Origin of the sequence: Yoonia vestfoldensis SKA53, from assembly GCF_000152785.1 — a bacterium.
GTDB classification, from domain to species: domain Bacteria; phylum Pseudomonadota; class Alphaproteobacteria; order Rhodobacterales; family Rhodobacteraceae; genus Yoonia; species Yoonia vestfoldensis_A.
Window position 1 is genome coordinate 1,947,625 of the sequence record NZ_CH672414.1, and the last position, 24,514, is coordinate 1,972,138.

General features: G+C 60.8%; 23 protein-coding genes. 11 read left to right on the forward strand and 12 right to left on the reverse strand.

Annotated features, from left to right (window positions below; genetic code table 11):
• Complete coding sequence (locus SKA53_RS09480) at positions 1-969, forward strand: oligopeptide/dipeptide ABC transporter ATP-binding protein (protein WP_007205918.1); 969 nt, start codon at positions 1-3, stop codon at positions 967-969.
• Entirely contained in the window at positions 969-1,976 is a 1,008-nt protein-coding gene (locus tag SKA53_RS09485; protein ID WP_007205919.1) for an oligopeptide/dipeptide ABC transporter ATP-binding protein, read from the forward strand. Before SKA53_RS09480 ends, SKA53_RS09485 begins: the two co-directional genes overlap by 1 nt.
• 6 nt (positions 1,977-1,982) lie before the next feature.
• Here the strand turns inward: SKA53_RS09485 and urtE are convergent, their stop codons facing one another.
• The 5 genes from urtE to urtA form a co-directional block, all read right to left on the reverse strand.
• Positions 1,983-2,678, reverse strand: a complete 696-nt coding sequence (urtE, locus tag SKA53_RS09490) for an urea ABC transporter ATP-binding subunit UrtE (RefSeq protein WP_007205920.1) — start codon at positions 2,676-2,678, stop codon at positions 1,983-1,985.
• A 3-nt stretch (positions 2,679-2,681) separates the two neighbouring features.
• The gene (urtD, locus tag SKA53_RS09495) at positions 2,682-3,419 is read right to left on the reverse strand and encodes an urea ABC transporter ATP-binding protein UrtD (protein ID WP_007205921.1); all 738 of its coding nucleotides are present in this window, start codon (positions 3,417-3,419) and stop codon (positions 2,682-2,684) included.
• Entirely contained in the window at positions 3,416-4,591 is a 1,176-nt protein-coding gene (gene urtC, locus SKA53_RS09500) for an urea ABC transporter permease subunit UrtC (RefSeq protein ID WP_007205922.1), read from the reverse strand. Before urtC ends, urtD begins: the two co-directional genes overlap by 4 nt.
• 4 nt (positions 4,592-4,595) lie before the next feature.
• The gene (urtB, locus tag SKA53_RS09505) at positions 4,596-6,554 is read right to left on the reverse strand and encodes an urea ABC transporter permease subunit UrtB (protein ID WP_007205923.1); all 1,959 of its coding nucleotides are present in this window, start codon (positions 6,552-6,554) and stop codon (positions 4,596-4,598) included.
• 66 nt (positions 6,555-6,620) lie between these two features.
• Positions 6,621-7,901, reverse strand: a complete 1,281-nt coding sequence (urtA, locus tag SKA53_RS09510; RefSeq protein WP_007205924.1) for an urea ABC transporter substrate-binding protein — start codon at positions 7,899-7,901, stop codon at positions 6,621-6,623.
• A gap of 394 nt (positions 7,902-8,295) precedes the next feature.
• Between urtA and arsB the strand changes: the two genes are divergently transcribed.
• The gene (gene arsB / locus SKA53_RS09515) at positions 8,296-9,321 is read left to right on the forward strand and encodes an ACR3 family arsenite efflux transporter (protein WP_040483249.1); all 1,026 of its coding nucleotides are present in this window, start codon (positions 8,296-8,298) and stop codon (positions 9,319-9,321) included.
• Here arsB and bhcR read toward each other — a convergent pair.
• Positions 9,318-10,136 carry an HTH-type transcriptional regulator BhcR gene (gene bhcR, locus SKA53_RS09520; RefSeq protein WP_007205926.1) on the reverse strand — a complete coding sequence of 273 codons (819 nt, stop codon included), beginning with the start codon at positions 10,134-10,136 and terminating at the stop codon, positions 9,318-9,320. The two genes, arsB and bhcR, sit on opposite strands and share 4 nt — an antisense overlap.
• A gap of 162 nt (positions 10,137-10,298) precedes the next feature.
• Between bhcR and bhcA the strand changes: the two genes are divergently transcribed.
• From bhcA to bhcD, 4 genes are all read left to right on the forward strand, one after another.
• Positions 10,299-11,489 carry an L-aspartate--glyoxylate aminotransferase BhcA gene (gene bhcA / locus SKA53_RS09525; RefSeq protein ID WP_007205927.1) on the forward strand — a complete coding sequence of 397 codons (1,191 nt, stop codon included), beginning with the start codon at positions 10,299-10,301 and terminating at the stop codon, positions 11,487-11,489.
• The gene (bhcB, locus tag SKA53_RS09530) at positions 11,489-12,472 is read left to right on the forward strand and encodes a beta-hydroxyaspartate dehydratase BhcB (RefSeq protein WP_007205928.1); all 984 of its coding nucleotides are present in this window, start codon (positions 11,489-11,491) and stop codon (positions 12,470-12,472) included. The genes bhcA and bhcB overlap by 1 nt, the downstream gene beginning before the upstream one ends.
• Positions 12,469-13,632: a 3-hydroxy-D-aspartate aldolase BhcC gene (bhcC, locus tag SKA53_RS09535; RefSeq protein ID WP_007205929.1), complete on the forward strand. Its 1,164-nt coding sequence runs from the start codon at positions 12,469-12,471 to the stop codon at positions 13,630-13,632. The genes bhcB and bhcC overlap by 4 nt, the downstream gene beginning before the upstream one ends.
• An 81-nt stretch (positions 13,633-13,713) precedes the next feature.
• Positions 13,714-14,679 carry an iminosuccinate reductase BhcD gene (bhcD, locus tag SKA53_RS09540; protein ID WP_007205930.1) on the forward strand — a complete coding sequence of 322 codons (966 nt, stop codon included), beginning with the start codon at positions 13,714-13,716 and terminating at the stop codon, positions 14,677-14,679.
• On the opposite strand, the gene SKA53_RS09545 is transcribed toward bhcD, so the two are convergent.
• Together SKA53_RS09545 and puuE are read right to left on the reverse strand one after the other, a co-directional pair.
• The gene (locus SKA53_RS09545; RefSeq protein ID WP_007205931.1) at positions 14,676-15,146 is read right to left on the reverse strand and encodes an ureidoglycolate lyase; all 471 of its coding nucleotides are present in this window, start codon (positions 15,144-15,146) and stop codon (positions 14,676-14,678) included. The two genes, bhcD and SKA53_RS09545, sit on opposite strands and share 4 nt — an antisense overlap.
• Positions 15,143-16,543 carry an allantoinase PuuE gene (gene puuE / locus SKA53_RS09550; RefSeq protein ID WP_431607685.1) on the reverse strand — a complete coding sequence of 467 codons (1,401 nt, stop codon included), beginning with the start codon at positions 16,541-16,543 and terminating at the stop codon, positions 15,143-15,145. Before puuE ends, SKA53_RS09545 begins: the two co-directional genes overlap by 4 nt.
• A 155-nt stretch (positions 16,544-16,698) precedes the next feature.
• Here puuE and SKA53_RS09555 point away from each other — a divergent pair, with 155 nt between their 5' ends.
• Positions 16,699-17,922, forward strand: coding sequence for a urate hydroxylase PuuD (locus SKA53_RS09555; RefSeq protein WP_007205933.1), 1,224 nt, complete (start codon positions 16,699-16,701; stop codon positions 17,920-17,922).
• 98 nt (positions 17,923-18,020) lie between these two features.
• Here the strand turns inward: SKA53_RS09555 and rpe are convergent, their stop codons facing one another.
• Complete coding sequence (rpe, locus tag SKA53_RS09560; protein ID WP_007205934.1) at positions 18,021-18,704, reverse strand: ribulose-phosphate 3-epimerase; 684 nt, start codon at positions 18,702-18,704, stop codon at positions 18,021-18,023.
• Positions 18,705-18,822: 118 nt separating this feature from the next.
• Here rpe and SKA53_RS09565 point away from each other — a divergent pair, with 118 nt between their 5' ends.
• Genes SKA53_RS09565 through SKA53_RS09575 form a run of 3 tightly spaced genes read left to right on the forward strand, consistent with a single transcriptional unit; the run spans position 18,823 to position 23,085 of the window.
• On the forward strand, positions 18,823-19,656 hold the full coding sequence (locus SKA53_RS09565; RefSeq protein WP_007205935.1) for a helix-turn-helix transcriptional regulator: 834 nt from the start codon (positions 18,823-18,825) through the stop codon (positions 19,654-19,656).
• Positions 19,657-19,716: 60 nt separating this feature from the next.
• The gene (deoC, locus tag SKA53_RS09570; protein ID WP_007205936.1) at positions 19,717-20,724 is read left to right on the forward strand and encodes a deoxyribose-phosphate aldolase; all 1,008 of its coding nucleotides are present in this window, start codon (positions 19,717-19,719) and stop codon (positions 20,722-20,724) included.
• Between the two features lie 45 nt (positions 20,725-20,769).
• Positions 20,770-23,085, forward strand: coding sequence for an aldehyde dehydrogenase family protein (locus SKA53_RS09575; protein ID WP_007205937.1), 2,316 nt, complete (start codon positions 20,770-20,772; stop codon positions 23,083-23,085).
• On the opposite strand, the gene SKA53_RS09580 is transcribed toward SKA53_RS09575, so the two are convergent.
• The 3 genes from SKA53_RS09580 to SKA53_RS09590 form a co-directional block, all read right to left on the reverse strand.
• Positions 23,086-23,736, reverse strand: a complete 651-nt coding sequence (locus tag SKA53_RS09580) for a DUF1523 family protein (protein ID WP_007205938.1) — start codon at positions 23,734-23,736, stop codon at positions 23,086-23,088.
• A gap of 8 nt (positions 23,737-23,744) precedes the next feature.
• The gene (locus SKA53_RS09585) at positions 23,745-24,020 is read right to left on the reverse strand and encodes a hypothetical protein (protein ID WP_007205939.1); all 276 of its coding nucleotides are present in this window, start codon (positions 24,018-24,020) and stop codon (positions 23,745-23,747) included.
• A 76-nt stretch (positions 24,021-24,096) separates the two neighbouring features.
• Positions 24,097-24,441: a hypothetical protein gene (locus SKA53_RS09590; RefSeq protein WP_040483251.1), complete on the reverse strand. Its 345-nt coding sequence runs from the start codon at positions 24,439-24,441 to the stop codon at positions 24,097-24,099.
• Positions 24,442-24,514 lie beyond the last annotated feature (73 nt).

The window sequence follows — 24,514 nt, forward strand, 5'->3', positions numbered from 1 at the left end:
ATGACCTTGCTGCAAACAAAAGACCTGACCGTCACCTTCCAGACCGCCGATGGCCCCGTGAACGCGGTGAACGGGGTGAATTTCAGCATCGACAAAGGCGAAACGCTGGCCATCGTCGGCGAAAGCGGGTCGGGCAAAAGCCAGACAGCCTTTGCCATCATGGGCCTGCTTGCCCGCAACGGCCAAGCGACAGGGCAGGCTTTGTTCGACGGCCAAGACCTGCTGGCGATGCCGCAAAAAGCGCTGAACACGATCCGGGCAAATGATGTCGCGATGATCTTTCAGGACCCGATGACATCGCTGAACCCCTATATCCGCATTTCCGACCAGATGGCCGAGGTGCTGACCCTGCACAAAGGGATCAGCAAACGCGCTGCCATCGCCCAATCGGTGCGTATGCTGGATGCGGTCGGTATCCCCGATGCAAAAGCGCGGATCAGCAGCTATCCGCATGAATTTTCCGGCGGGATGCGCCAGCGGATCATGATCGCAATGGCGCTTTTGTGCGAACCGCGCCTGTTGATCGCGGATGAACCGACCACCGCCCTTGATGTGACGGTGCAGGCGCAGATCATGCGGGTGCTGGCCGATATCCGGCGCGATTTCGGCACAGCGATGATCCTGATCACCCATGATCTGGGGATCGTCGCCGATGCTTGTGACCGGACATTGGTGCTGTATGGCGGGCAGATCATGGAAGAAGGGCCGACAGATGATGTCTTTGCGCGTCCGTCGCATCCTTATACCGCAGGTCTGCTGCGCGCCGTGCCGCGCCTTGACCGCGACGATGACGAATTACTGACCATCGCGGGCGAACCGCCCGACATGTCGCGCCTGCCAGCGGGTTGTCCATTCTCGCCGCGCTGTGCGGCGGTGATGCCGCATTGCCCGACCGTGAAACCCGCCTTGGAAAGCTTCGACGGCACCCGTCGCCGCGCCTGCCATCTGCCAATCGAAGAGGTCGCGTGATGGAACCGATCCTTTCCGTTCAAGACCTGAGCGTCACCTTCGATATCCACCCGCAAGGCGCATGGCCCTGGACCAAGCCGCAGAAACTGCATGCCGTGAACGGCATCAGCTTTGATCTTGCCCCCGGTCAATGCCTTGGCGTTGTCGGCGAAAGTGGGTCGGGCAAATCGACCCTCGCGCGCGCCATCGTCGGCACTGTGCCATCCAGCCATGGGCGCATCATGTTCGAAGCGCATGATCTGGCGTCCATGTCCCCATCGGCGCGCCGCGTGCATCGCAAGGATGTGCAGATGATCTTTCAGGACCCGCTGGCCGCCCTGAACCCGCGCATGACGGTGGGCGATATCATCGCCGAACCGCTGATCACGCATGAACCCAAAGTCCCCCGCGCCAAGGTTCGCCGCCGCGTGCAGGCGCTGATGGAACGCGTGGGCCTGCTGCCCAATCTGGTGAACCGCTACCCGCACGAATTTTCCGGCGGCCAGTGCCAGCGTATCGGGATCGCGCGGGCGCTGATCCTGAAACCCAAGTTGCTGATCTGCGATGAACCTGTGTCGGCGCTCGATGTGTCGGTGCAGGCGCAGGTGGTCAACCTTTTGCGCGAATTGCAGCGCGACATGGGGCTGTCGATGATCTTTATCGCCCATGACCTGAGCGTGGTGAAACATGTGTCCGACAAGGTGATGGTCATGTATCTGGGCCGCACGATGGAACTGGCGGACAGCAAACCGCTGACCACCGGACCACGCCATCCTTATAGTCAGGCACTGATCGCGTCCGTGCCGATCCCCGATCCGGTGCTGGAACGCGCGCGCAAACGGCCCGTGCTGGAAGGCGAATTGCCATCACCCCTGCGCCCGCCTTCTGGCTGTGTGTTCCGCACGCGCTGCCCCAAGGCACAAACCATCTGCGCCGAGATCCGCCCACCGATGACCGATGCCGACAACGGCCATATGGTCGCCTGCCATTTTGAGCAAAAGCAGGAGATGCTGGTTTTCGCGCGGTAGCACCCGCTAGATCGACACCCGTTGCAGAATCGCATCCCGCGTCACGGCGCTGGCGGGTTGCGACAGCACCACCTCGCCCCGGTTCAGCACGCAGAACTGGTCGGCAAGGCTGTAGGCAAAGTCGAAATACTGCTCGACCAGAACGATGGCGATCTCGCCCTCGTCGCGGAGCAGTTCTATCACCTTGCCGATCTGCTTGATGATATTGGGCTGGATGCCTTCGGTCGGTTCGTCCAGCAACAACACCTTTGGCCGCGCGATCAATGCGCGCGCGATCGCCAGTTGCTGCTGCTGCCCCCCCGACAAATCGCCCCCCCGCCTGTCGCGCATCTGGTGCAGGACGGGGAACAGGTCATAGATCCGGTCAGGGATCTTGTGGGCGCTGCGCGGCAGGCAGGCGAAACCGGTTTGCAGGTTTTCCGTCACCGTCAGCAGCGCAAACACCTCGCGCCCCTGCGGGACATAGGCGATGCCTGCCTGTGCGGCCTCTGCTGCGCGGGGATGATCCAGCAGCTGCCCGTCCAGCGTGATCGTGCCGCCCGAATAGGGGTGCCGCCCCGCGATGGCGCGCAAAAGACTGGTCTTGCCCACGCCGTTGGTGCCCATCACGGCGGTGACCGCACCCGCCTGCGCCTCTAACGACACACCCCAGAGAATCTGCGACGCACCATAATGCAGCGTCAGGTTTTCGACTTTCAGCATTGCTCAGCGCCCCAGATAGACATCAATGACCTGCTGGTTCTTGGTCACATGGTCCAAGGATCCTTCGGCCAGCACCGACCCTTCGTGCAGCACGGTCACGCGGCAATCCAGACGGCGGATGAATTCCATGTCATGTTCGATCACCACCACAGCCCGCGTCTGTGCCGCACGTTTCAAAAGGTCAGTGGTGTGTTCGCGTTCCGCCGGCGTCATACCAGCGGCGGGTTCATCGACCAACAACAAACGCGGGTCTTGTGCCAGCAGCATCCCGATTTCGAGCCATTGTTTCTGCCCATGGCTCAGATCACCTGCGCGGTGGTCAAGACGGTCGGCCAGCCCCACCTCCTCGGCCAGTTCAACGATCCGGGCTTTGTCGGCGGCTGTCGCCTTCCATGACAAGACAGCGAACGGGCCGCGTTTGTTTTTCAAAGCCATTGACAGGTTGGCGCTGACGGTCTGGTCTTCGAACACGGTGGGTTTTTGGAACTTGCGCCCGATCCCTGCTTTGGCGATCTGGCTTTCAGACAGTTTGACCAGATCGGTGGACAGCTCGCCCCACAGCACGCGGCCCGTGTCAGGGCGCGTCTTGCCGGTAACGATATCCATGAAGGTGGTCTTGCCCGCGCCATTCGGCCCGATCACGGCGCGCAATTCCGGCTCGCCAATCGCAATCGACAGGTTGTTGATCGCACGGAACCCGTCGAAGGTGACCGAAACGCCCGAGACTTCCAGCAGGGTCATGGTTGCCTCCTTACCAGATAGTCAAACAGCCCGCCGATGCCTTTGGGGAAAAACAGCGTGACGGCGACAAACCCCAGGCCCAGCAGCACCAACCACCAATCGGTCCATATGATGCGGAGGGGTCCGAGTTCGATATTGGGCGCGCCGCCTCCTGTCAGCCAGCTTGACAGCAGCGACACGAAGGCAGCCCCGATCACAGCGCCATAAAGCCGCCCCCTGCCCCCGATGGCGACCCAGACCGCCAGATAGATCGACGCAATGGGCGCGATCTGGGCGGGGTTGATGATCCCCGCCTGCGGATAATAAAGCGCGCCTGCGATCCCTGCGACGACAGCGGTGATGGTGAAGACGAACAATTTATAGGCTTCGACATTATAGCCAAGGAACCGCACCCGCGCCTCGTTATCGCGGATCGCGCGGATAACAGAGCCAAACTTGCCCGACACCACCCAAGCGAACAACACATAGCCAAGCCCCAACGCCAGCGCCGATGCCCAGAAAAACCAGACAGAAATTACCGCCTGCGGCACGTCCAGCGCGCCGGGGATGTTCTGCAACCCCGACAGCCCGTTGTTGCCGCGCAGGCCAGTGTCATTCTGGAACAGATACAGGGACAATGCCAATGTCATCGCTTGCGTCAGGATCGAGAGATAGACCCCCGTGACCCGGCTGCGGAATGCCAGCCAGCCAAACACCAGCGCCAGCAGCCCCGGCACCAGCACGACCAGCGCCAGCTGCGCGGGCAATGATCCGGCAAAGGTCCAGATCAGCGGCAGGTCAGAACTGCCGACAACGCCGAAAATCTGGGAGGCGACGGCTTCGGCCACTTCGGTTTCGGTCGCGGGGATCGCCCCTTGGGCCAGATTGTCACGGATCACGATTTCGGTGCGCGCATACATCAGCCACATGCCGATGGCGTAACCGCCCAGCCCGAAAAACGCGAAATGCCCAAGGCTCAGGATGCCGCAATAGCCCCAGACAACATCCATCGCGATGGCGATCAGGCACAGGCACAGGGTCATGCCGAGGATCTTGACCATGTTGGTGGACATCACGCCCGCGCCCATGCCTTCCGACAGGATTGTCACGATCACGGTGAACAGACCGAGCAGCCCCATGAACCACAGAACCGACGGATTATCGCGCAGAAAGCTGCGGTTTGGCGTTGTCATGGCATTAATCCCCTGCCGCGCGACCCTTGAGGGCAACGATCCCTTTGGGGCGGAACTGGATGAACAGGATGATGAAAAGCACCATATAGGTTTGCGCAGCCAGCGTATTGGCCGGGTTGAACCATTCGATCCCCTTTTGCAGCGACCCGATCAGCGCGGCCCCCGCCAGCGTGCCGAATACTGACCCGACACCGCCGACAACGACGGTCATAAAGCTTTGCACGATGTAATTTGCCCCCATTTCGGATGTGACCTGTGCCACCAGCCCGATGGCGACACCCGCCACACCGGCGATGCCCGACCCAAGACCAAAGGTCAGCATGTTGATCCGGTCGGGGTTGATGCCCATGCTGGCGGCCATGCCGGGGTTCTGCGTGACGGCGCGCACCTCCAGCCCCAGCCGCGTGCGGTTGAGGATGTAGAGGAGCAACAGCAAAAACAGCGCCGCCATAATGAAGATACCAACCCGCACGGCAGCGACCGATACCAGATCATTGATCTGAATCGCGCCCGCCAGCCAGTCAGGTGCCGTGACAGGACGGGCCTGCGTGCCAAAGATATTCTTGGCTAATTGCTGCAAGGCTATCGAAATCCCGAACGTCGCCAGCAAGGTTTCCAAAGGCCGCGTGTACAGATGCCGGATCACCAGCCGTTCCATCACCACACCGGCAAGGAATGTCACCGCAAAAGCCAGCGGCAACGCCACGGCCAATGACGCGGTGTAATCGGGGATGACCGTTTGCACGACATAGCCGGTATAAGCCCCCATCATGATGAATTCGCCATGTGCCATGTTGATGACCCGCATCACGCCAAAGGTGATCGCAAGCCCGATGGCGGCAAGGAAAAATATCGACGCTAGCGACAGCGCGTCAAAGCTCAGGCTCAGAAACTGGAATAGCGCGACCTTGGTCGTGGTGCTGTCTTGTGCCGCGCGCGCAGCATCGGTCACGGCGGAATCAGGTTCAAGATAGACGTCGAAGAACACGTATTGCGCGACGGCCTCGGCCATGTCCGCCTCTGTCACCAAGGGCGACACAGTGCCTGCATCCTGCAGCGCCTGATAGGCGATGATCCGGTTTGCGTCAGTGTTCAACTGGTGGACAGGCACACCGCCCACCGCGCCAGCTGTCACATTGGCGCGCAACACGTCGCGGATCGCATTGCGCCCCGGTGCGGCAGGGGCAAGACCAGCGCTGACCAGCACGTCATAGGCGGCGGCCAGCGTGATCTGATCGCCCGGCGTCTTGACCACCGCCACGTTTACATCCGCGGGCAGGGTCGGGGCGAAATCGGCGCGGGTTTGCAGCAGCTGATTCAGAACAGAGCGCGCAGGCGTGCTGACATCCCCGCGCAAAGCCTCGATCGCGGCGATGCGGGTGGTGCTGTCGGGGTCAAACCGCGCGACCAGCAGCGCGATCAGCCGGTCCATGCGGACGGCGATGGCGGGGTCAGCCTCGGTCGCGCGGGCGGCCCGAATGGCGGCGATCTGTTCAGGGTCAGGGCTGCGGGCGGCGGCATCAAGGGCCGCGATCCGGCGGTCAGGATCGGGATGGGTCAGCTCGAACGCGACCAGCGCCGCGCCTATTTCACGGCGCACGCCGGCATTGGGGCGGATCTGGTTCACATCGCGGGTGCCGACGGTCGCAATCTCTGCGCCGCTGTCGATGTCGATCAGGGTCAGCTCGCCCGCTGCTGGAGCGGCGTAAAAGAACAATCCGTCTCCGGGCCGTTCATACACTTCGCGGTCGGACCATGCGCGCAAGAAGTCAACCGTGCCGGGGGCATCCGCCGTCAACAAAGCGCGCAGCACGACAGGCACAGTCGACCGCGACGGGCTTGCGACATCGGCCTGTACGCTTTGCAGCACGTCCTGCAACAATGTGGCCGAAGGCTCTTGCGCCATGGCGGGGCCAACAAGCAAGGGCCACAACAGGGCAAAGGCGCGGAGGTATCGCAGCATCCAACGATCTTTCAAAAACGGGCAAAAGGTAGGGGCGCGCGCGCAAGTCACGCGCCCCCCTCTGCCTTAGTAGTTCGAGGTCAGCTGCACGCAGGTGCTGGTCGCGGTGTCGTACATACCGCATTCCAATGTCTGCCAATCGCTGGTCCAGGTCGCGCTTTCAGTCAGGAAGGGCGACCATGCCTCGCCCGCGACTTCGGGTGTCTGGCTGATGATGTCGAATTGCCCATCGGCACGGATTTCACCGATCAGCACAGGTTTCGACAGGTGGTGGTTGGCGTTCATCACCGCCATGCCGCCGGTCAGGTTCGGAAACTCCTGCCCCCACATCGCTTCGCGCACGGCGTCCACGTCGGTTGTACCGGCCGCTTCGACCGCGTTCACCCACATGTTAAAGCCGATGTAATGCGCTTCCATCGGGTCATTGGTCACGCGGTCGGTGCTGCCGATGAAGTCATGCCAAGCGGTGATGAAGGATTCGTTTTCTGGGGTATCGGCGGACATGAAGTAGTTCCACGCCGCCAGATGGCCGACCAGACGGGATGTATCGAGACCCGACAATTCCTCTTCGCCCACCGAAAACGCGACGACGGGGATGTCATCGGCACTGACGCCTTGGGCGGCCAGTTCGGTGTAAAAGCCCACATTCGCGTCACCATTGATCGTAGAAATCACGCCGACCTGCTTGCCGCCTGCACCCAATGCCACGACGTCCGACACGATAGTCGACCAATCGGCATGACCGAAGGGGGTGTAGTTGACGAAGATATCTTCAGGCGCGATGCCCTTGGACAGCAGGTAGGATTCAAGGATCGCATTCGTCGTACGCGGATAGACGTAATCGGTACCCAACAAGGCAAAGCTTTCCACGCCCAACTCGTCGATGAAATAATCGACGGCGGGGATCGCCTGCTGGTTCGGCGCCGCACCGGTGTAGAACACGTTGCGCGAGCTTTCCTGCCCTTCATATTGCACCGGATAGAAGAACAGGCCGTTCAGTTCTTCCAGCACCGGCAGCAATGCCTTGCGGCTAACCGATGTCCAAGCGCCAAAGATCACGTCGACCTCGTCCACGGTCAACAACTGGCGGGTCAGTTCGGCGAACAAGGGCCAGTCAGAGGCAGGGTCAACGACCACCGCTTCCAATTCGCAGCCCAGCAGACCGCCCTTGGCGTTCTGTTCAGCAACCAGCATCTGCATCACGTCGCGCAGGGTGGTTTCGGAAATCGCCATGCTGCCAGACAGCGAGTGCAGCACACCCACCTTGATCGGGCATGCGGCCTGTGCATTGGCCGCAGTGGACAGCGCAGCTACGGCAGCTGCCGCAAGTAAAGTCTTTTTCATCATGAAAAATAGCCTCCTGAGGTTGCGCCGCAGACCACAGGACAAACCGGTTTGAAAAATATGTCGTTCAATCCATATCCTCGGACAGCAGCAGAGATGTTGCGCATGCCCGGCGTCAGGTCTGGGAGGATCGGCGCGCCGGGCATGCTTTGTTAATATTTCGTGACCTCAACATTCGAGGTCAGCGGCAGGCTTGCAATCGGGGCCTGCTGGATTGGGCGGTGCAGAAAGGTTCTGCCGCTTAATCAGACGAAAAATGCGGCGACTGCACAATTTTTATGCTGCAATGCAGAAACAGACCACTAGATGGATGGGCGTCTCGCTGCTTGCGGCTTGGTTGACGCAGCATGGCGGGCCATCTATCGCTGCGCTTTGTGCGAGCAAAAGGGGTGATCCGATGCCAGTCTTTGAACGGTTCCTGTCGGTCTGGGTGGCGCTTGCCATCACCATGGGGATCGCGCTGGGACAAGTCGCCCCAAACTTCGTCAGCTTTCTGGCATCGCTTGAATATGGATCGGTCAATTTCGTGGTCGCGATTCTCATCTGGGCGATGGTCTATCCTATGATGGTGGCGGTCGATTTCGCATCACTGGCGCGGGTACATGAACGGCCCAAGGGTATGATCATTACGCTGGTGGTGAACTGGCTGATCAAGCCATTCACCATGGCGCTGCTCGGAGTAGTCTTTTTCGACTATCTTTTTGCGCCCTTCATCGCCCCCGGTACATCAGGCCAATATATCGCGGGATTGATTCTGCTGGGGGCGGCGCCTTGCACGGCAATGGTGTTCGTCTGGTCACAACTGACCAAGGGTGATCCGAATTACACGCTGGCCCAAGTGTCGCTGAACGACGCGATCATGGTCTTTGCCTATGCGCCCATCGTGGCGCTGCTGCTGGGGGTGACGGATATCACCGTGCCTTGGGAAACGCTGGTGCTGTCGGTCGTTCTATATGTCGTGATCCCACTGGCAGCGGGTATCCTGACGCGGGTCTGGCTGACGCGCGGGCGCAGTGATACGGGCAGTGTCGTCGCGGGCTTTACCGCCAAGGTGAAACCCTTTTCGATCATCGGCCTTTTGGCGACGGTCGTGCTGCTGTTTGGCTTTCAGGGCGGGGTGATCCTGTCTCAGCCATTTGTCATCGCGCTGATCGCGGTGCCTTTGCTGATCCAGTCTTACGGCATGTTCGGTCTGGCCTATTGGGCAGCCAAGGCGTGGCGCGTGCCACATGATGTGGCTGCCCCCTGCGCCTTGATCGGGACGTCTAATTTCTTTGAACTCGCCGTGGCGGTTGCCATCGGGCTGTTCGGGTTGAACTCCATCGCCGCGCTTGTCACCGTCGTCGGTGTGCTGGTCGAAGTGCCGGTGATGCTGACCCTTGTCTGGTTCGCCAACCGCACAAGGCACTGGTTTGCTGCCTAGCGCGGCGCGCCGCCGATGGCCGCAGTCAGGCGGGCCGCAGCCTCTGTCACGGCCTGTGCCAGTGGGGCGATCTTGTCATCGGTGATGCGGCTGGTGGGGCCTGACACGGACAGACCAGCCACCGCGTCGCCCGACACATCATGCACGGTCGCGGCGATGCAGCGCATGCCCAGATTGCGTTCCTCGCCATCAAAGGCATAGCCGCGCGCGCGGGCCGCATGCAGATCGGCGATCATCGCTTCGGGGTTGGTCAGCGTATGCGGCGTGAATTGTTCCAGCTTGCCTGCCGCCAGAACCCGCCGCTGGCGCGCATCATCCATATGTGCAAGCAACGCTTTGCCAATGCCGGACGCATGCATCGCCGACACCGTGCCAGGCGGAAAGAACGCCCTGATGGTCGCGTGCGTTTCGACCTGCCCCAGAAACAATACATTGCCGTCGCGTTCGATGCCAAGATTGGCGGTTTCGCCAGTGGCCTCCATCAAGTCACGCATGATCGGGCGCGCGCGTTCAACCAAAGACGTGCGACGCAGAAATTGTGATCCGGTCAGAAAGGCCGCCGCCCCGATGGACCAGACCTGCGCCTGCCGGTCAAAATCGACGAACCCGCGCCCTTGGAACGTGGTCAGCACGCGATAGACCGTCGCGGGGGACTGGTGCAGGTTAGTGGCGATTTCCGACAGGGTGCCGCCCTGCATCTCGCCGAGCGCGATCAATACCTCGAGTGCACGGTCGAGCGATTTGACCGTATTCTGCACGGCCTTGTCGTCCCATGCCTTGGGCCGACCACGGGTTTTTCGGATGTCATGCTGCAAGTGCGAAACTTTCTGAAATATATTTTCACCATATGAAAAACGTAACCAATTGGCAATGCTTGTTTTTCTACGAAACCCTATGCCTGAACCCTGTTTTTCAAAAAAATTGAGCCGTAGGGCAGCCTCTGCGATTAAGCTTTCAACCCTAATGGAGGATAGGCGATGAGCTTTCAGAATCCGGTTTTCATCCCCGGCCCGACCAACATGCCAGAATCGATCCGCAAGGCGTGCGACATGCCGACGATCGATCACCGGTCGCCCTTGTTCGGCCAGATCCTGCACCCTGCCCGCGCGAATGTGCAAAAGGTGCTGAAATCCGCGAATGCAGACGTGTTCATCTTTCCATCCACCGGCACCGGCGGATGGGAGACAGCAATAACCAACACCCTGTCGGCGGGGGATACCGTTCTTGCTGCGCGCAACGGAATGTTCAGCCACCGCTGGATCGACATGTGCCAGCGGCATGGTCTGGATGTGCAGATCGTGGAAACCCCATGGGGTCACGGCCTGCCTGCCGACCGCTATGCCGAAGCGCTGGCTGCCGACAAAGGTCACAAGATCAAGGCCGTGCTCGCCACACATAATGAAACCGCCACCGGCGTGAAATCCGATATTGCCGCCGTGCGGGCCGCGCTCGATGCCGCGGATCACCCCGCGCTGTTGTTCGTCGATGGGGTCAGTTCGATCGGGTCGATGAACTTTGAGTTCGACGCATGGGGCGTCGATATCGCCGTGACCGGATCGCAAAAGGGGTTCATGCTGCCTGCGGGTCTCGCGATCCTTGGGTTCAGTGCCAAGGCACGGGCAGCGACGAAAACCGCCGGGCTGCCGCGCACGTTCTTTGACGTGAACGATATGGCGAAAGGCTATGACAACAGCGCCTTTCCCTACACACCACCCGTGGGCTTGATGAACGGCCTTTTGCTAGCCTCTGACATGCTGCTGCGCGAAGGGTTGGACAATGTCTTTGCCCGCCATACGCGCATCGCCAGCGGTATCCGTGCAGCCGTCCACGCGTGGGGGCTGGAATTATGCGCCGCGACGCCAGATCTTTATTCCGACACCGTCAGCGCGATCAAAACGCCCGCAGGCTTCAACGCCACCGAAATCGTCAACCATGCCGCCAGCGCTTATGGTGTGGCCTTTGGGACGGGACTAGGCGAAGTTGCAGGCAAGGTGTTCCGCATCGGCCATCTGGGCAGCATGACCGATGTGATGGCGCTATCCGGCATCGCCACGGCGGAAATGTGCATGGTCGATCTGGGACTGGATATCAAACTCGGCTCCGGCGTGGCGGCGGCGCAAGACCATTACCGCCGCACGACAGGACAAGCATTGCAGGACGCAGCGTGATGAAAGACCTTGATATGTACATCCCGACCTATGACGACGTGATCGCCGCACATGCGCGCATCGCACCGCACATCCACCGCACACCGGTCCTGACATCCAGCTATCTGGACGATTTGATCGGCGCGCAATTGTTTTTCAAATGCGAAAACTTTCAAAAGGCCGGTGCTTTCAAGGTGCGCGGGGCGTCCAATGCCGTATTCGGCCTGTCAGATGCCGATGCGGCGCGGGGCGTCTGCACCCATTCATCGGGCAACCACGCGCTGTCGCTGTCCTATGCCGCAGGTCGCAGGGGCATCCCCTGCAATGTCGTCATGCCCCGCACAGCACCTGATGCGAAAAAGGCCGCCGTACGCGGCTATGGCGGGATCATTACCGAATGCGAGCCATCAACCACATCGCGCGAAGAGGTGTTCGCGCAGGTGCAGGCCCGCACGGGTGGCGATTTCGTGCATCCCTACAACGACCCCCGCGTGATCGCGGGCCAAGCCACATGCAGCCGCGAATTCATGGAACAGACCGACGGGCTGGACATGATGGTCGCCCCCATCGGTGGCGGCGGCATGATTTCCGGCACCTGCCTGACCCTGTCGCATATCGCGCCTGAGGTGCAGATCATCGCGTCTGAACCCCAACAGTCCGATGATGCCTATCGCAGCTTCAAGGCGGGGCATATCATCGCTGACGATGCGCCGGTGACGGTTGCGGATGGTCTGAAAGTGCCGCTGAAAGACCTGACATGGCATTTCGTCAGCAACCATGTGACGGATATTTTCACCGCGACAGAGGCGGAAATCATCGCCGCGATGAAACTGACTTGGGAGCGCATGAAGATCGTGATCGAACCCAGCTGTGCTGTGCCTCTGGCTACGATCATCAAGAATCGCGATTTTTTCAAAGGCAAGCGCATTGGTGTCATCATAACTGGCGGCAATGTCGATCTGGATAAACTGCCTTGGATGCAAGGCGAAGGGAGCACCACATGAATGATATGAGCAGCCTGAACAACCTTGATGTCGGCTATGACATCCCCGCCCTGCCCGGCATGGACGAGGCCGATATCCAGACCCCTTGTCTGGTGCTGGACCTGGACGCGCTGGAACGCAACATCAAGAAAATGGGCGATTTTGCCAAATCCCATGGCATGCGTCACCGTGTCCACGGCAAGATGCACAAATCTGTCGATGTCGCTTTGTTGCAAGAGAAACTGGGCGGATCGGTCGGCGTGTGCTGTCAGAAAGTGTCAGAGGCCGAGGTGTTCGCCCGTGGTGGTATCAAGGATGTGCTGGTCAGCAATCAGGTCCGCCATCCCGCCAAGATCGACCGTCTCGCGCGAATTCCGAAGCTGGGCGCGCGCGCGATCTGCTGTGTGGATGACATTGCCAATATCGCCGACCTGTCGGCAGCGGCCCAGAAGCATGGCACGCAAATCGAATGTCTGGTAGAAATCGATGTCGGCGCCGGCCGTTGCGGTGTACAATATGGTGCGGCTGTCGTTGTTCTGGCAAAGGCGATCAACGCTGCACCCGGCCTGAAATATGCGGGCATCCAAGCCTATCAGGGCGCGATGCAGCATCTGGACAGCTATGCTGAGCGACAGACCAAGACGCAAATAGCGATCGAACAGGTCCGCGAAACGCTGGATCTGCTGAAAGCCGAAGGCATCGAGTCCGATATCGTCGGCGGCGGCGGCACCGGGTCTTATTATTTCGAAAGCGCGTCAGGCGTGTTCAACGAATTGCAATGCGGGTCCTATGCGTTCATGGATGCCGATTATGGCCGCATCCTGGACAAGGATGGCAAGCGGATCGACAAGGGCGAATGGGAAAATGCACTGTTCATCCTGACCTCGGTGATGAGCCACGCCAAGGCGGACAAGGCCATCGTCGATGCGGGTCTGAAGGTGCAATCCGTCGACAGCGGCCTGCCGCTGATTTATGGCCGCGATGATGTGACTTATGTCAAATGTTCGGACGAACACGGCGTTGTCGCAGACCCGGGCGGTGTGCTGAAGGTCAATGACAAGCTGAAACTGGTCCCCGGCCATTGCGACCCGACCTGCAACGTGCACGACTGGTATGTCGGTGTGCGCGGTGGCAAGGTCGAAGTGGTCTGGCCGGTATCCGCCCGGGGGAAGGCCTACTGACGTAGGCCGCCTCCCGGCGGGGAGTATTTTTGGAAAAAAGAAGTCGGGGCCGCAACAATGCCCCGGCGCATGAGGTGCAGGATGATCATCGTTCCCGAAAAAGAGATCGCAGGTCTGATGACCCGTGCAGATGCCTATAACGCGGTGGAGCAGGTGTTTGCGTCCATGTCCAGTGGCCGCGCCTATAACTTTCCGGTGATACGGGAAGCGATCGGTCATGCGGATGCGCTTTATGGGTTCAAATCGGGGTTTGATCGCGACGGGCTGGCGCTTGGGTTGAAATCGGGTGGCTACTGGCCCGGGAACGAAGCTAATGGGCTGACCAACCACCAGTCCACCGTGTTTTTGTTCGATGCCGATACCGGCAAATGCCGCGCCATCGTGGGTGGCAATCTTTTGACCGCGCTGCGCACTGCGGCCGCATCGGCGGTGTCGATCAACCATCTGGCCCGCAAGGATGCCAGCGTGCTGGGCATGATCGGCGCGGGCCATCAATCGGTTTTCCAGCTGCGCGCCGCGGTGGAGCAGCGCAGTTTTGACAAGATCATCGGCTGGAACTACCACCCCGAAATGCTCCAGCGTCTGGCTGCGGTCGCGGCCGAGCTTGGTATCCCGTTTGAGGCGGTCAGTCTGGCGCAGCTGGGGGCAGAAGCGGATGTCATCATCTCGATCACCTCGGCCTTTGCGCCATCGCTGCTGGATATCCATGTCCGTCCCGGCACGCATATCGCCTGTATGGGAACAGACACGAAGGGCAAGCAGGAACTGGAAGCTGCCGTGCTTGCCCGCGCGACGGTCTTTACCGACGAGGTTGCGCAGGCCGTGACCATCGGCGAGGCGCAGCATGCGATTGCAGCGGGCCTGATCACGCAGGACGCAATTCACGAGATGGGCGCGGTCGTCAATGGCACCCATCCAGGCCGGACCAGCCCCGACGAAATCACGGTTTTTGATGGCACTGGCGTTGGCTTGCAGGATCTGGCCGTGGCCTCTGCCGTCGTGGATCTCGCGGTGGCCAAAGGCGTTGCAACAACCGTCGAATTCTAGGCAGTAATCCTGTAGGATGTTTCGAAATGGTGTTCTTCCAGATTGGCCCCAGGGCCGATCCGGTCGATCACGGCGAACAGCCCCGGCCCTGACAGCGGCGTCAGCACCCCATGCCATGTACCACGGTGGAAGTTGATCCCTTCACCGGGGGCGGTGACGAAGGCCTGCGGCACGAAGTCCTCGGCTGCCACCACCACCAAAAAGCCGTCCATGCTCATAGGGATAAAGGCCTGTGAACCAAGCGGGTGCCGTTCGATCAGGTCGAGCTGATAGGGCAAGCTGCGCAACTCCGACCGAAACAGGCTGATGCCAGCGCGCCCATCGCCCACATCCATCTGCGCGCGGTCGTGAAACCGCCCGCAAAGCCCTGCGTTGATGATACGGTCAGGCGCACCGTCGCAATTCAGCACATCGCCGAAGGGGGCGAAGGCGGCAGCGGTCAGGGGACGCGCGCGGATATCTTTCATCGCGGCAACATCCCACGCAGCCGGTGCAGCGCGATCCGTTCGACTTGACGGCACGCCTCCGCCAGTTCACTCGCCCGGTCATTCTGCAGACGCGCGCCAAAGGCTGCCATGATCGATGGTTTGTCATGGTCGCGCACCGCGATGATAAAGGGAAAGCCGAACCGGTCCAGATAGGCCGCGTTCTGCGCCTGAAACGCCGCGCGTTCGGCATCGGTGAGCGCATCAAGCCCCGCGCTTGCTTGTTCCGCCGTGCTGTCGGAGGTCAGCCGTTTGGCGGCGGCCAGTTTGCCCGCAAGATCGGGATGCGCGTTCAGCACAGCGAGCCGTGCATCATCCCCTGCCGACCGGAACACGCGGCACAGCGCATTGTGCAGGCCAATCGCCGTGTCATGCGCAGGCCCCAGTTCCAGCCCATGTGCGCCTGCAGCGATCCATGGCGAATGTTCGAACACGCCACCATAGGCCGCGACAAAGGCATCACGACCCATCTGCGATGGACGGGCAAACCGCTGGTGCGGGTGCTGCGCTGTCCAATGGTCCGCGATCTGTGCGCGGGTTGCGAACCACACACCATCATGCGCCTGCGCATAGTCGATGAACTGGCGCAACGCCTCGGCCCGCCCGGGCCGGCCGATCAGGCGACAGTGCAGGCCGATCGACATCATCCGCCCGCCTTCGCGGTAAAGCGTATCGAAACTGGCCTTGAGGTAATCAAGAAACTGCGCGCCCGCGTTAAACCCCTGCGGCGTCGCAAAACGCATGTCGTTGGCATCGAGCGTATAGGGAACGATCAGCTGGTCATGCCGCCCGATTTCCACCCAATAGGGCAGATCATCGGCATAGCTGTCGGCGACATAGGCAAACTGGCCGGTCTCGGCGGCAAGGCGCACAGTGTTGACCGAACAGCGCCCCGTGTACCAGCCGCGCGGCGGGGTGCCTGTCACCTCTTTATGCAGGCTGATCGCGGCGATCATATCGGCGCGTTCAACATCTTCGGGAGCGTCCTTGTACTCGATCCATTTCAGCCCGTGGCTTGCGATTTCCCAACCGGCATCCTGCATCGCCGCGACCTGTTCGGGCGCGCGGGCCAGGGCGGTGGCAACACCGTAAACCGTGACCGGCAGGTCGGCCAGCATCCTGTGCAACCGCCAGAACCCTGCGCGCGCACCGTATTCATAGATGCTTTCCATGTTCCAATGCCGCTGGCCGGGCCAGGCGGCGGCACCCACGATCTCGGACAAAAACGCCTCTGACGCGGCATCGCCGTGCAGGATGTTGTTCTCGCCGCCTTCCTCGTAGTTCAGCACGATCTGCACGGCGATCCGCGCACCGCCGGGCCAGTGCGCGGCGGGCGGTTCGGCACCATGACCGGTCATGTCGCGGGGATATCGTTGCACCTGATCTCTCCTGCGGATTATGCACGGACTTTGTGCCGGAGCTTTGGGCCGTTTTGCAAGCCCGGATCGCCACAAATCCTCCGCCGCAATTTTCCGCTGGCGCAGCCGCGCCCAAGGCGACAAGATCGGGTGCTGACGTAAAAAGGAACCGACCGATGTATGATGTGGCGATCTTGTGGGAATGGCTGGCCTTTGCCGTGCGCTGGCTGCATGTGATCACGGCTATCGCCTGGATCGGATCGTCGTTCTATTTCATCGCCCTTGATCTGGGCCTGAACCGGAACATCCAAGGGCCAGCTGATGGCGAGGAATGGCAGGTCCATGGGGGCGGATTTTACCATATCCAGAAATACCTCGTGGCCCCCGAGGCGATGCCCGACCACCTGACCTGGTTCAAATGGGAAAGCTATGCGACCTGGCTGTCGGGGGCGGCCCTGCTCGCTGTGGTCTATTGGGTCGGCGCGGAACTCTATCTGATCGACACTGCCAAGGCGGATCTGGAGATCTGGCAAGGCATCGTGATCTCTGCCGCGTCGCTGGGCGTGGGCTGGGTGATCTATGACTTGTTGTGCAAATCCCCCTTGGGCGAAAAGCCCACGGTACTGATGCTGCTGCTTTTCGCGCTGCTGGTGGTGATGTCCTGGGGGTATAATCAGGTTTTCACAGGGCGTGCGGCCCTGCTGCATCTGGGGGCCTTCACCGCGACGATCATGACGGCCAATGTGTTCGTCATCATCATGCCCAACCAGCGGATCGTCGTCGCCGATCTCAAGGCGGGGCGCAAACCAGACCCGAAATATGGCAAGATTGCGAAACTCCGGTCCACGCATAACAATTACCTGACGCTGCCGGTGATCTTTTTGATGCTATCGAACCATTATCCGCTGGCGTTCGGGACGCAATACGCCTGGATCATCGCGGCACTGGTGTTCCTGATGGGCGTCACCATCCGGCATTATTTCAATTCCATGCATGCGCGCAAAGGCAAGCCGACATGGACATGGGCGGTCACGGTCATCCTTTTCATCGTGATCGCATGGCTGTCCACCTTCCCCGGCCACAACACCTATGAAGACGCCGAGGCACGCGCGCTGACACCTTACGAGCAGCGTTTCGCCAGTGCCGCAGGATTCGAGGAGGCGCATGATATCGTGATCGGGCGCTGTTCAATGTGCCATGCGCGCGAACCGGTCTGGGGCAACATGCACTGGGCGCCAAAGGGCGTGTTTCTGGAAACCGAAGCCGATATCGCGCACCACGCCCGCGCGATCTATCTGCAATCGGGGATCAGCCACGCGATGCCGCCTGCCAATATCACCCGATTGCCAGACGAAGACCGCGCCACGCTCGCCGCGTGGTACCGCGCCGCAACAGACTGATCATCGTTCGAGTCCGTCAATTCGCGCTAAGCGCGATTTGACGTAAATCCGCAGGGGAGCCCGCAGGGCGGGGGCGGCAGGGCGGGGGCGGCAGCCCCCTACGCCTTTGCTGCGTCGCGGATCGCGCGGATATTGGCACCATAGGGCGCTGGATCGCTGACCGACCCGCCGCGGAACACCGCCGACCCTGCGACCAGCACATCCGCTCCGGCAGCAGCGACCAATGGCGCGGTCAAAGGATCAACACCGCCATCGATCTCGATATGGATGGGGCGATCACCTATCATCGCGCGCAGCTGGCGGACCTTCTCGACCTGGCTATGGATGAACTTTTGCCCGCCGAAACCGGGGTTCACCGTCATCACGCAGACCAGATCAACCATGTCGAGCAGATATTCCACCGCAGCGGCGGGCGTTGCGGGGTTCAAGGCCACACCGGCCTTGGCCCCCGCGCCGCGGATCGCCTGCATCGTGCGGTGGATATGGGGTCCCGCCTCGACATGGGCGGTGATGATATCGGCACCGGCCTTGGCGAAAGCCTCGATATAAGGATCGACAGGGGCGATCATCAGATGCACATCCATCACGCCCTTGATATGGGGCCGGATCGCAGCACAGGTCGCAGGGCCAAAGGTAATATTGGGCACGAAATGCCCGTCCATCACATCGACATGGACCCAATCGGCGCCCTGTGCCTCGATTGCGCGGCATTCCGCGCCGAAATTGGCGAAATCAGCCGACAGGATCGACGGCGCGATCTTGATGGAACGGTCGAAACTCATGGCGCAGGCCCCCTTGCTGTCTGGGCAGCGACATAAACCGCGCAGATGGCCTTGTCACGCGCAGATCCAGCCAAGAATTCATGCTGCGCCGCAGAAAAACCTATGCTAGTTTGTTGCCATGAACGCTGTCCTGCGCCATGCCGATATTCTGCGCGCCAATGCGCAGGTCCACCTGACAAGGGCGACCTTGACGGCCGAGCGCCCGCGCGCGCTGCATGGACATGATTTTTATGAATTGTTCTGGGTGCAGAACGGCAAGGTCCGCCACCACCTGCCTGACGGCACGCAAACGCTGGCCGAAGGCAGCGTCGTTTTCCTCAGCCCCGGCCAGACCCATGCGCTGCAAGGGCGTGGCGAACATGCGCTGGTCGTTTCGCTTTGCCTGCATCCGGCACTGGTCAAGGCGCTGGTGGACCGGCATCCGTCGCTGGCGGGCCATCTGTTCTGGTCCGGCAAGGGCATCGCGCAGCATCACCGCGACATGCGCGAACTGGCCGTGCTGAACCATGCGGCCGTACAATTGGAACGCAGCCGTTGTGACACGATCGCTGCCGAGGCGTTTTTGCTGCCGCTTTGTGCCGAACTGACCACAGACATCTATCCCGCCGATGCGCCCGACTGGCTGATCAGCGCCTGTCGGGCCGCCCGTCAGCCAACCGTGTTTCGCGATGGCGCGACGGGGCTGGTGGCACTGACCGGCAAGGCGCATCCGCATGTGAGCCGCAGCATGCGCAAGCATTTCGGCATGACCCCGTCCGATTACATCAACCGCATCCGCATGGACCATGCCGCCCGCGCGCTGACCACCGATGCCGATTCCGTGGGCCAGATCGCCGCCGATTGCGGCATCCCGAACATGTCGCATTTCCACAAGCTGTTCCGCGCCGCCTTTGGCGACACGCCGCTGCAATACCGCCAGAAACTGCAACGTCAGGTCGTCCAACCATCATAATGTTTGACCAATTGGTCAAAACTTGCCAAGTCATCGGCAAAGTGCCACGTTTCCCGGGCAATGCAGGAGGCCAACTTGCAAACATCCACGACCCCGCCCGCGGTGGCGCATCTGCCGCAACTGCACCTTGCCCGCAACGAAGGCACGTCCCTTGACCTTGATTGGGTCATGGCCGTGCAGGCCAATACATCCGCCATCGAACGGCGCGCAGCAAGCTTGCCGGGGCGGCGCAGCGTGAAAAAGGATTATCAGGCGGCATGGCTGTGCAAGGCGATCAGTCTGATGGACTTGACCACCCTGTCAGGCGATGACAGCGCAGGCCGCGTGCGCCGCCTGTGTGCCAAGGCGCGCCAGCCGGTACGCGCGGATATTCTGGACGCGCTTGGCATGCAGGGTCTGACCACGGGGGCGGTCTGTGTCTATCACGACATGGTCGCCACGGCTGTTGATGCGCTGGCAGGCTCGGGCATTCCCGTTGCGGCAGTCAGCACCGGCTTTCCGGCGGGCCTGTCACCCTTTCATCTGCGCATTGCCGAGATCGGCGAAAGCGTCGCCGCTGGCGCGCAGGAAATAGACATCGTCATCAGCCGCCGCCATGTGCTGACCGGCGACTGGCAGGCGCTTTATGATGAAATGCGCGAAATGCGCGCCGCCTGCGGGGATGCGCATGTCAAGGCGATCCTTGCCACGGGCGAGCTTGGCACCTTGCGCAATGTCGCGCGCGCCAGTTTGGTTTGCATGATGGCAGGGGCGGATTTCATCAAGACCTCGACCGGCAAGGAACCTGTCAACGCCACCCTGCCCGTCACACTGACGATGATCCGCGCGATCCGCGATTACCACGACCGCACCGGCGTGATGGTCGGCTACAAACCCGCTGGTGGCATCAGCAAGGCCAAGGATGCGCTGGTCTATCTGTCGATGATCAAGGACGAATTGGGTGACCGCTGGCTGCAACCCGATCTGTTCCGCTTTGGCGCGTCCAGCCTTTTGGGCGATATCGAAAGGCAACTCGACCATCACGTCACGGGAGCCTATTCCGCCCAGTGGCGGCATGCCATCAGTTAGGGCGGGATTGAGTATTTTGAACAAAGCGAGGACAGGGGTTGCGCCATGAAGATCAAGGAAATCTTTACTACGATGGACTATGGTCCCGCCCTCGAGAGCAAGGCAGAGGCGCTGGCTTGGTTGGCGCAACATGACAACCTTGTCGGCCATTTCATTGGCGGCAAATGGACGCCCGCGCGCGATGATTTCGCCACCACCAACCCTGCAACGGGCGAAAAGCTGGCTGGTGTCACCAAAGGCACCTCTGCCGATATCGCCGTCGCCGTCGCTGCCGCGCGCAAGGCGCAGCCCGCTTGGGCCAAGTCAGGACACAAGCGCGCTCGCGTGCTGTATGCGATCGCCCGGCTGATGCAAAAGCATGCCCGTCTGCTGGCGGTGATGGAAACGCTCGATAACGGCAAGCCGATCCGCGAGGCGCGTGATATCGACGTGCCACTGGCGATCCGGCATTTCTATCACCATGCGGGGTTCGCCCAGTTGATGCAGGACGAATTACCCGACCGCGCGGCACTGGGCGTTTGCGGGCAAATCATCCCGTGGAATTTTCCGCTGTTGATGCTCGCGTGGAAAATCGCGCCGGCGCTGGCGATGGGCAATACCGTGGTGCTGAAACCCGCCGAATACACGCCGCTGACCGCGATGGTCTTTGCCGATATCTGTATGCAGGCGGGTGTGCCTGCGGGTGTCGTCAATATCGTCATGGGCGACGGTGAAACGGGGGCTGCGCTGGTCGCGGCGGATGTCGACAAGATCGCCTTTACCGGATCGACCGATGTAGGCCGCAAGATCCGCGAAGCCACGGCGGGGACGGGCAAGGCGCTGTCGCTCGAACTGGGGGGCAAGTCGCCATACATCGTGTTCGATGATGCCGATATGGATAGCGCCGTCGAAGGCTTGGTCGATGCGATCTGGTTCAATCAAGGCCAAGTCTGCTGCGCCGGATCGCGCCTTTTGGTGCAGGAAGGGATCGCGGATCGGTTCTATGCCAAGCTGAAAGCGCGGATGGACGGGCTGCGCATCGGTGATCCTTTGGACAAATGCATCGACATCGGCGCGATCGTCGATCCGGTGCAACTGGCGCAGATCACGGCGATGGTGAGCGCCAATGCGGAAGGTGAAACCTATCAGATCACGGCGCCGGAGGGGTGTTTTTATCCCCCCACCCTCATCACCGGATTATCGCCCGCATCGCATCTGATGCAGGAGGAAATCTTTGGCCCCGTGTTAGTGGCGACGACCTTTCGCACGCCTGCCGAAGCGGTCGAGATTGCCAATAACACGCGTTACGGCCTTGCCGCCTCGGTCTGGTCAGAGAATATCAACCTCGCACTCGATATTGCGCCGAAACTGGTGGCGGGGATCGTGTGGATCAACGGGACCAATATGATGGACGCCGCCGCCGGTTTCGGCGGTCTGCGCGAGAGCGGGTTCGGGCGCGAAGGCGGCTGGGAAGGGCTGGCAGGCTATACGCGGCCCAAAGCCAGCGCCAAGCCAATCAAGCGCATCACGGCCTTCGCCAGCAGTGACAGCAGCCCCGCCGACCCGCTGGACCGGACGACGAAGCTTTATATCGGGGGCAAACAGACGCGGCCTGATGGCGGCTATTCGCGCGCGGTGTTCAACCCGCGCGGCAAATTGCTGGGCCATGTGTCCGAGGCGAACCGCAAGGACCTGCGCAACGCGGTCGAGGCGATGAATGCCGCCAAGGGCTGGTCGAAATCCACCGGCCATCTGCGTGCGCAGATCCTCTATTACATCGCGGAAAACCTGTCTGCGCGGGGCGATGAACTGGCCAAGCGCCTTAAGGACCTGACCGGCAAATCCGGCACAGCCGAGGTGGAACAGACCATCCGCGCGCTGTTTACCTTTGCGGCCTGGGCCGACAAATACGACGGCAAGGTCCACGGCGTGCCGATCCGGGGCGTGGCATTGGCGATGCATGAAGCAGTGGGCAATATCGCGGTATTCTGCGGGGAGGCGACCCCGCTGCTGGGGCTGGTCACACCGATGGCCGCAGCGATCAGCATGGGCAACCGCGTGACCTTGGTCACCTCCGCACCCTTTCCGCTGATCGTGGCAGAGATTTACCAGATATTGGAAACCTCCGACCTGCCGGCTGGTGTCGTCAACATACTGACCGGCGATCATTCCGATCTGGCGGGCCATGCCGCCAAACATCACGACATTGATGCCGTCTGGTCGTTTTCAGGCGCGGATATTTCGGCCACGATCGAAAAGGGCAGCGCCAGCAATCTCAAGCGCACATGGGTCAACAATGGTACGGCCCTCACCCCCACTGCGCGCGACTGGTTGGCGGCAGCGACCGAGGTCAAGAATATCTGGATTCCCTACGGCGAATAGCTATTTGCGCCCGAACCACCGGCCACGACGTTCGGCCAGATCGGCCTGTGCCGCGTCGATGTGATGCGTCGCGGCATCAATCACCGGATCGACCGCGCGTTCCCATAACTGCCGCCACATGGCGCGCAAGAACACGACCGCGATCAGCAGAAACACGAAAAAGACGATGTTGAACCATGGGATGATCGTCACATCGGGGCTATCGACGACGCGCAAGCCCACGGCATTGGGATAGATGCTGAGCCAGCGGTTGCGCCAGCCATAATGCGTAACCACGACCCAATCCTCGCCGCGGGTCAGATTGGCGGCTTCGGCCTGCAGGTCGGCGGAATTGAACTTGAAATATGGCGGCCAGATCCAGCCTGTATCTTCGTTGCGGTAAACCATCACACGCGATGTGTCGCGCTGGATAAAGCCAAACAGAAAGGTATTTTGCTTTTGGGTATTAATCAGCCGCAAATCGCGGGTGTCGGGTGTCGCGGACCCGCTGTCCCCGCTGGCAAAGAAGATCCGGTTGAATGATCCCAGATCGGTGCGGATCACCTCGGTCGAGGTGACTTTGACCACATCATGCTGTGGCAGAACATAATGCAGAAACATTGCCACGCCTGCCAGCACCAGCAGTCGAAAGACGAATTTGACGCGGGCCATGGCTATCCTCAGTTCATGTTGATCATATAGATGATGGACCCGATCACAATTGTCGGCACCACATAGACCAGCCCGACCAGTTTTGGGCGGATGGACGCATTATAGGCTGTCATACCCGCAGTGACAAATGCATCGCGCGCGGCGCGGTCAGTATTGCCTGGATGGGCGCCATCAAACGACTTTTCCAACCGTTCCTTGCGGACCGACCGAGCATAGATCGCAACGGACCAATAGATCACCGTCAATGCGATGAAACCGAAAATCACCAGCTTGATAAAGGCCATGTCCTACTGTCCCGTTTAGCATCACCGGGATGATAAATAATGTCGCTTTGGCCAATGCCAAGACGGGTCAGGCCCGCTACCATGTCTTGTCGACCCATTTGCGCGGCAGACCGGCAACCGACAGCACCATGATCGGTGCCCAGATGATCGCAGCGATCACGCCCAAACCGCCAAAGGTGACCAGATTCTGCCTCAACCCATTGGCCAGCAAGTCCCGCGCGGGCACGCCCTGCCAGACATAAAGGCCGAAAAAGAAAGCCGCGCTCAGGATGCACATTACCAGCGCGGACGGGGCAGCATTGGCCAGCAGGGCAAACACGCCTTCGGGCAACAACCGCGCGATCAAGCGCGGCACGCCAAAGCCGAGCAGCGCAAGGATCAGGATGGGCAAAAACAGCCCGTCTGAAATGATGTTACCCATGCGGTTCATACCTTTGCCGGATCATCCCGCGCCTTGCGGGTTCTTGACACAGCGCGCCAAACCCAGCCAGTCT

What these genes read in the sequence shown, in the direction of transcription:
- SKA53_RS09480 (WP_007205918.1), top strand. Translation starts at nt 1, where the DNA reads ATGACCTTGCTGCAAACAAAAGACCTGACCGTCACCTTCCAGACCGCC.
- SKA53_RS09485 (WP_007205919.1), top strand. Translation starts at nt 969, where the DNA reads ATGGAACCGATCCTTTCCGTTCAAGACCTGAGCGTCACCTTCGATATC.
- urtE (WP_007205920.1), bottom strand. Translation starts at nt 2,678, where the DNA reads ATGCTGAAAGTCGAAAACCTGACGCTGCATTATGGTGCGTCGCAGATT.
- urtD (WP_007205921.1), bottom strand. Translation starts at nt 3,419, where the DNA reads ATGACCCTGCTGGAAGTCTCGGGCGTTTCGGTCACCTTCGACGGGTTC.
- urtC (WP_007205922.1), bottom strand. Translation starts at nt 4,591, where the DNA reads ATGACAACGCCAAACCGCAGCTTTCTGCGCGATAATCCGTCGGTTCTG.
- urtB (WP_007205923.1), bottom strand. Translation starts at nt 6,554, where the DNA reads ATGCTGCGATACCTCCGCGCCTTTGCCCTGTTGTGGCCCTTGCTTGTT.
- urtA (WP_007205924.1), bottom strand. Translation starts at nt 7,901, where the DNA reads ATGATGAAAAAGACTTTACTTGCGGCAGCTGCCGTAGCTGCGCTGTCC.
- arsB (WP_040483249.1), top strand. Translation starts at nt 8,296, where the DNA reads ATGCCAGTCTTTGAACGGTTCCTGTCGGTCTGGGTGGCGCTTGCCATC.
- bhcA (WP_007205927.1), top strand. Translation starts at nt 10,299, where the DNA reads ATGAGCTTTCAGAATCCGGTTTTCATCCCCGGCCCGACCAACATGCCA.
- bhcB (WP_007205928.1), top strand. Translation starts at nt 11,489, where the DNA reads ATGAAAGACCTTGATATGTACATCCCGACCTATGACGACGTGATCGCC.
- bhcC (WP_007205929.1), top strand. Translation starts at nt 12,469, where the DNA reads ATGAATGATATGAGCAGCCTGAACAACCTTGATGTCGGCTATGACATC.
- bhcD (WP_007205930.1), top strand. Translation starts at nt 13,714, where the DNA reads ATGATCATCGTTCCCGAAAAAGAGATCGCAGGTCTGATGACCCGTGCA.
- SKA53_RS09545 (WP_007205931.1), bottom strand. Translation starts at nt 15,146, where the DNA reads ATGAAAGATATCCGCGCGCGTCCCCTGACCGCTGCCGCCTTCGCCCCC.
- SKA53_RS09555 (WP_007205933.1), top strand. Translation starts at nt 16,699, where the DNA reads ATGTATGATGTGGCGATCTTGTGGGAATGGCTGGCCTTTGCCGTGCGC.
- rpe (WP_007205934.1), bottom strand. Translation starts at nt 18,704, where the DNA reads ATGAGTTTCGACCGTTCCATCAAGATCGCGCCGTCGATCCTGTCGGCT.
- SKA53_RS09565 (WP_007205935.1), top strand. Translation starts at nt 18,823, where the DNA reads ATGAACGCTGTCCTGCGCCATGCCGATATTCTGCGCGCCAATGCGCAG.
- deoC (WP_007205936.1), top strand. Translation starts at nt 19,717, where the DNA reads ATGCAGGAGGCCAACTTGCAAACATCCACGACCCCGCCCGCGGTGGCG.
- SKA53_RS09575 (WP_007205937.1), top strand. Translation starts at nt 20,770, where the DNA reads ATGAAGATCAAGGAAATCTTTACTACGATGGACTATGGTCCCGCCCTC.
- SKA53_RS09580 (WP_007205938.1), bottom strand. Translation starts at nt 23,736, where the DNA reads ATGGCCCGCGTCAAATTCGTCTTTCGACTGCTGGTGCTGGCAGGCGTG.
- SKA53_RS09585 (WP_007205939.1), bottom strand. Translation starts at nt 24,020, where the DNA reads ATGGCCTTTATCAAGCTGGTGATTTTCGGTTTCATCGCATTGACGGTG.
- SKA53_RS09590 (WP_040483251.1), bottom strand. Translation starts at nt 24,441, where the DNA reads ATGGGTAACATCATTTCAGACGGGCTGTTTTTGCCCATCCTGATCCTT.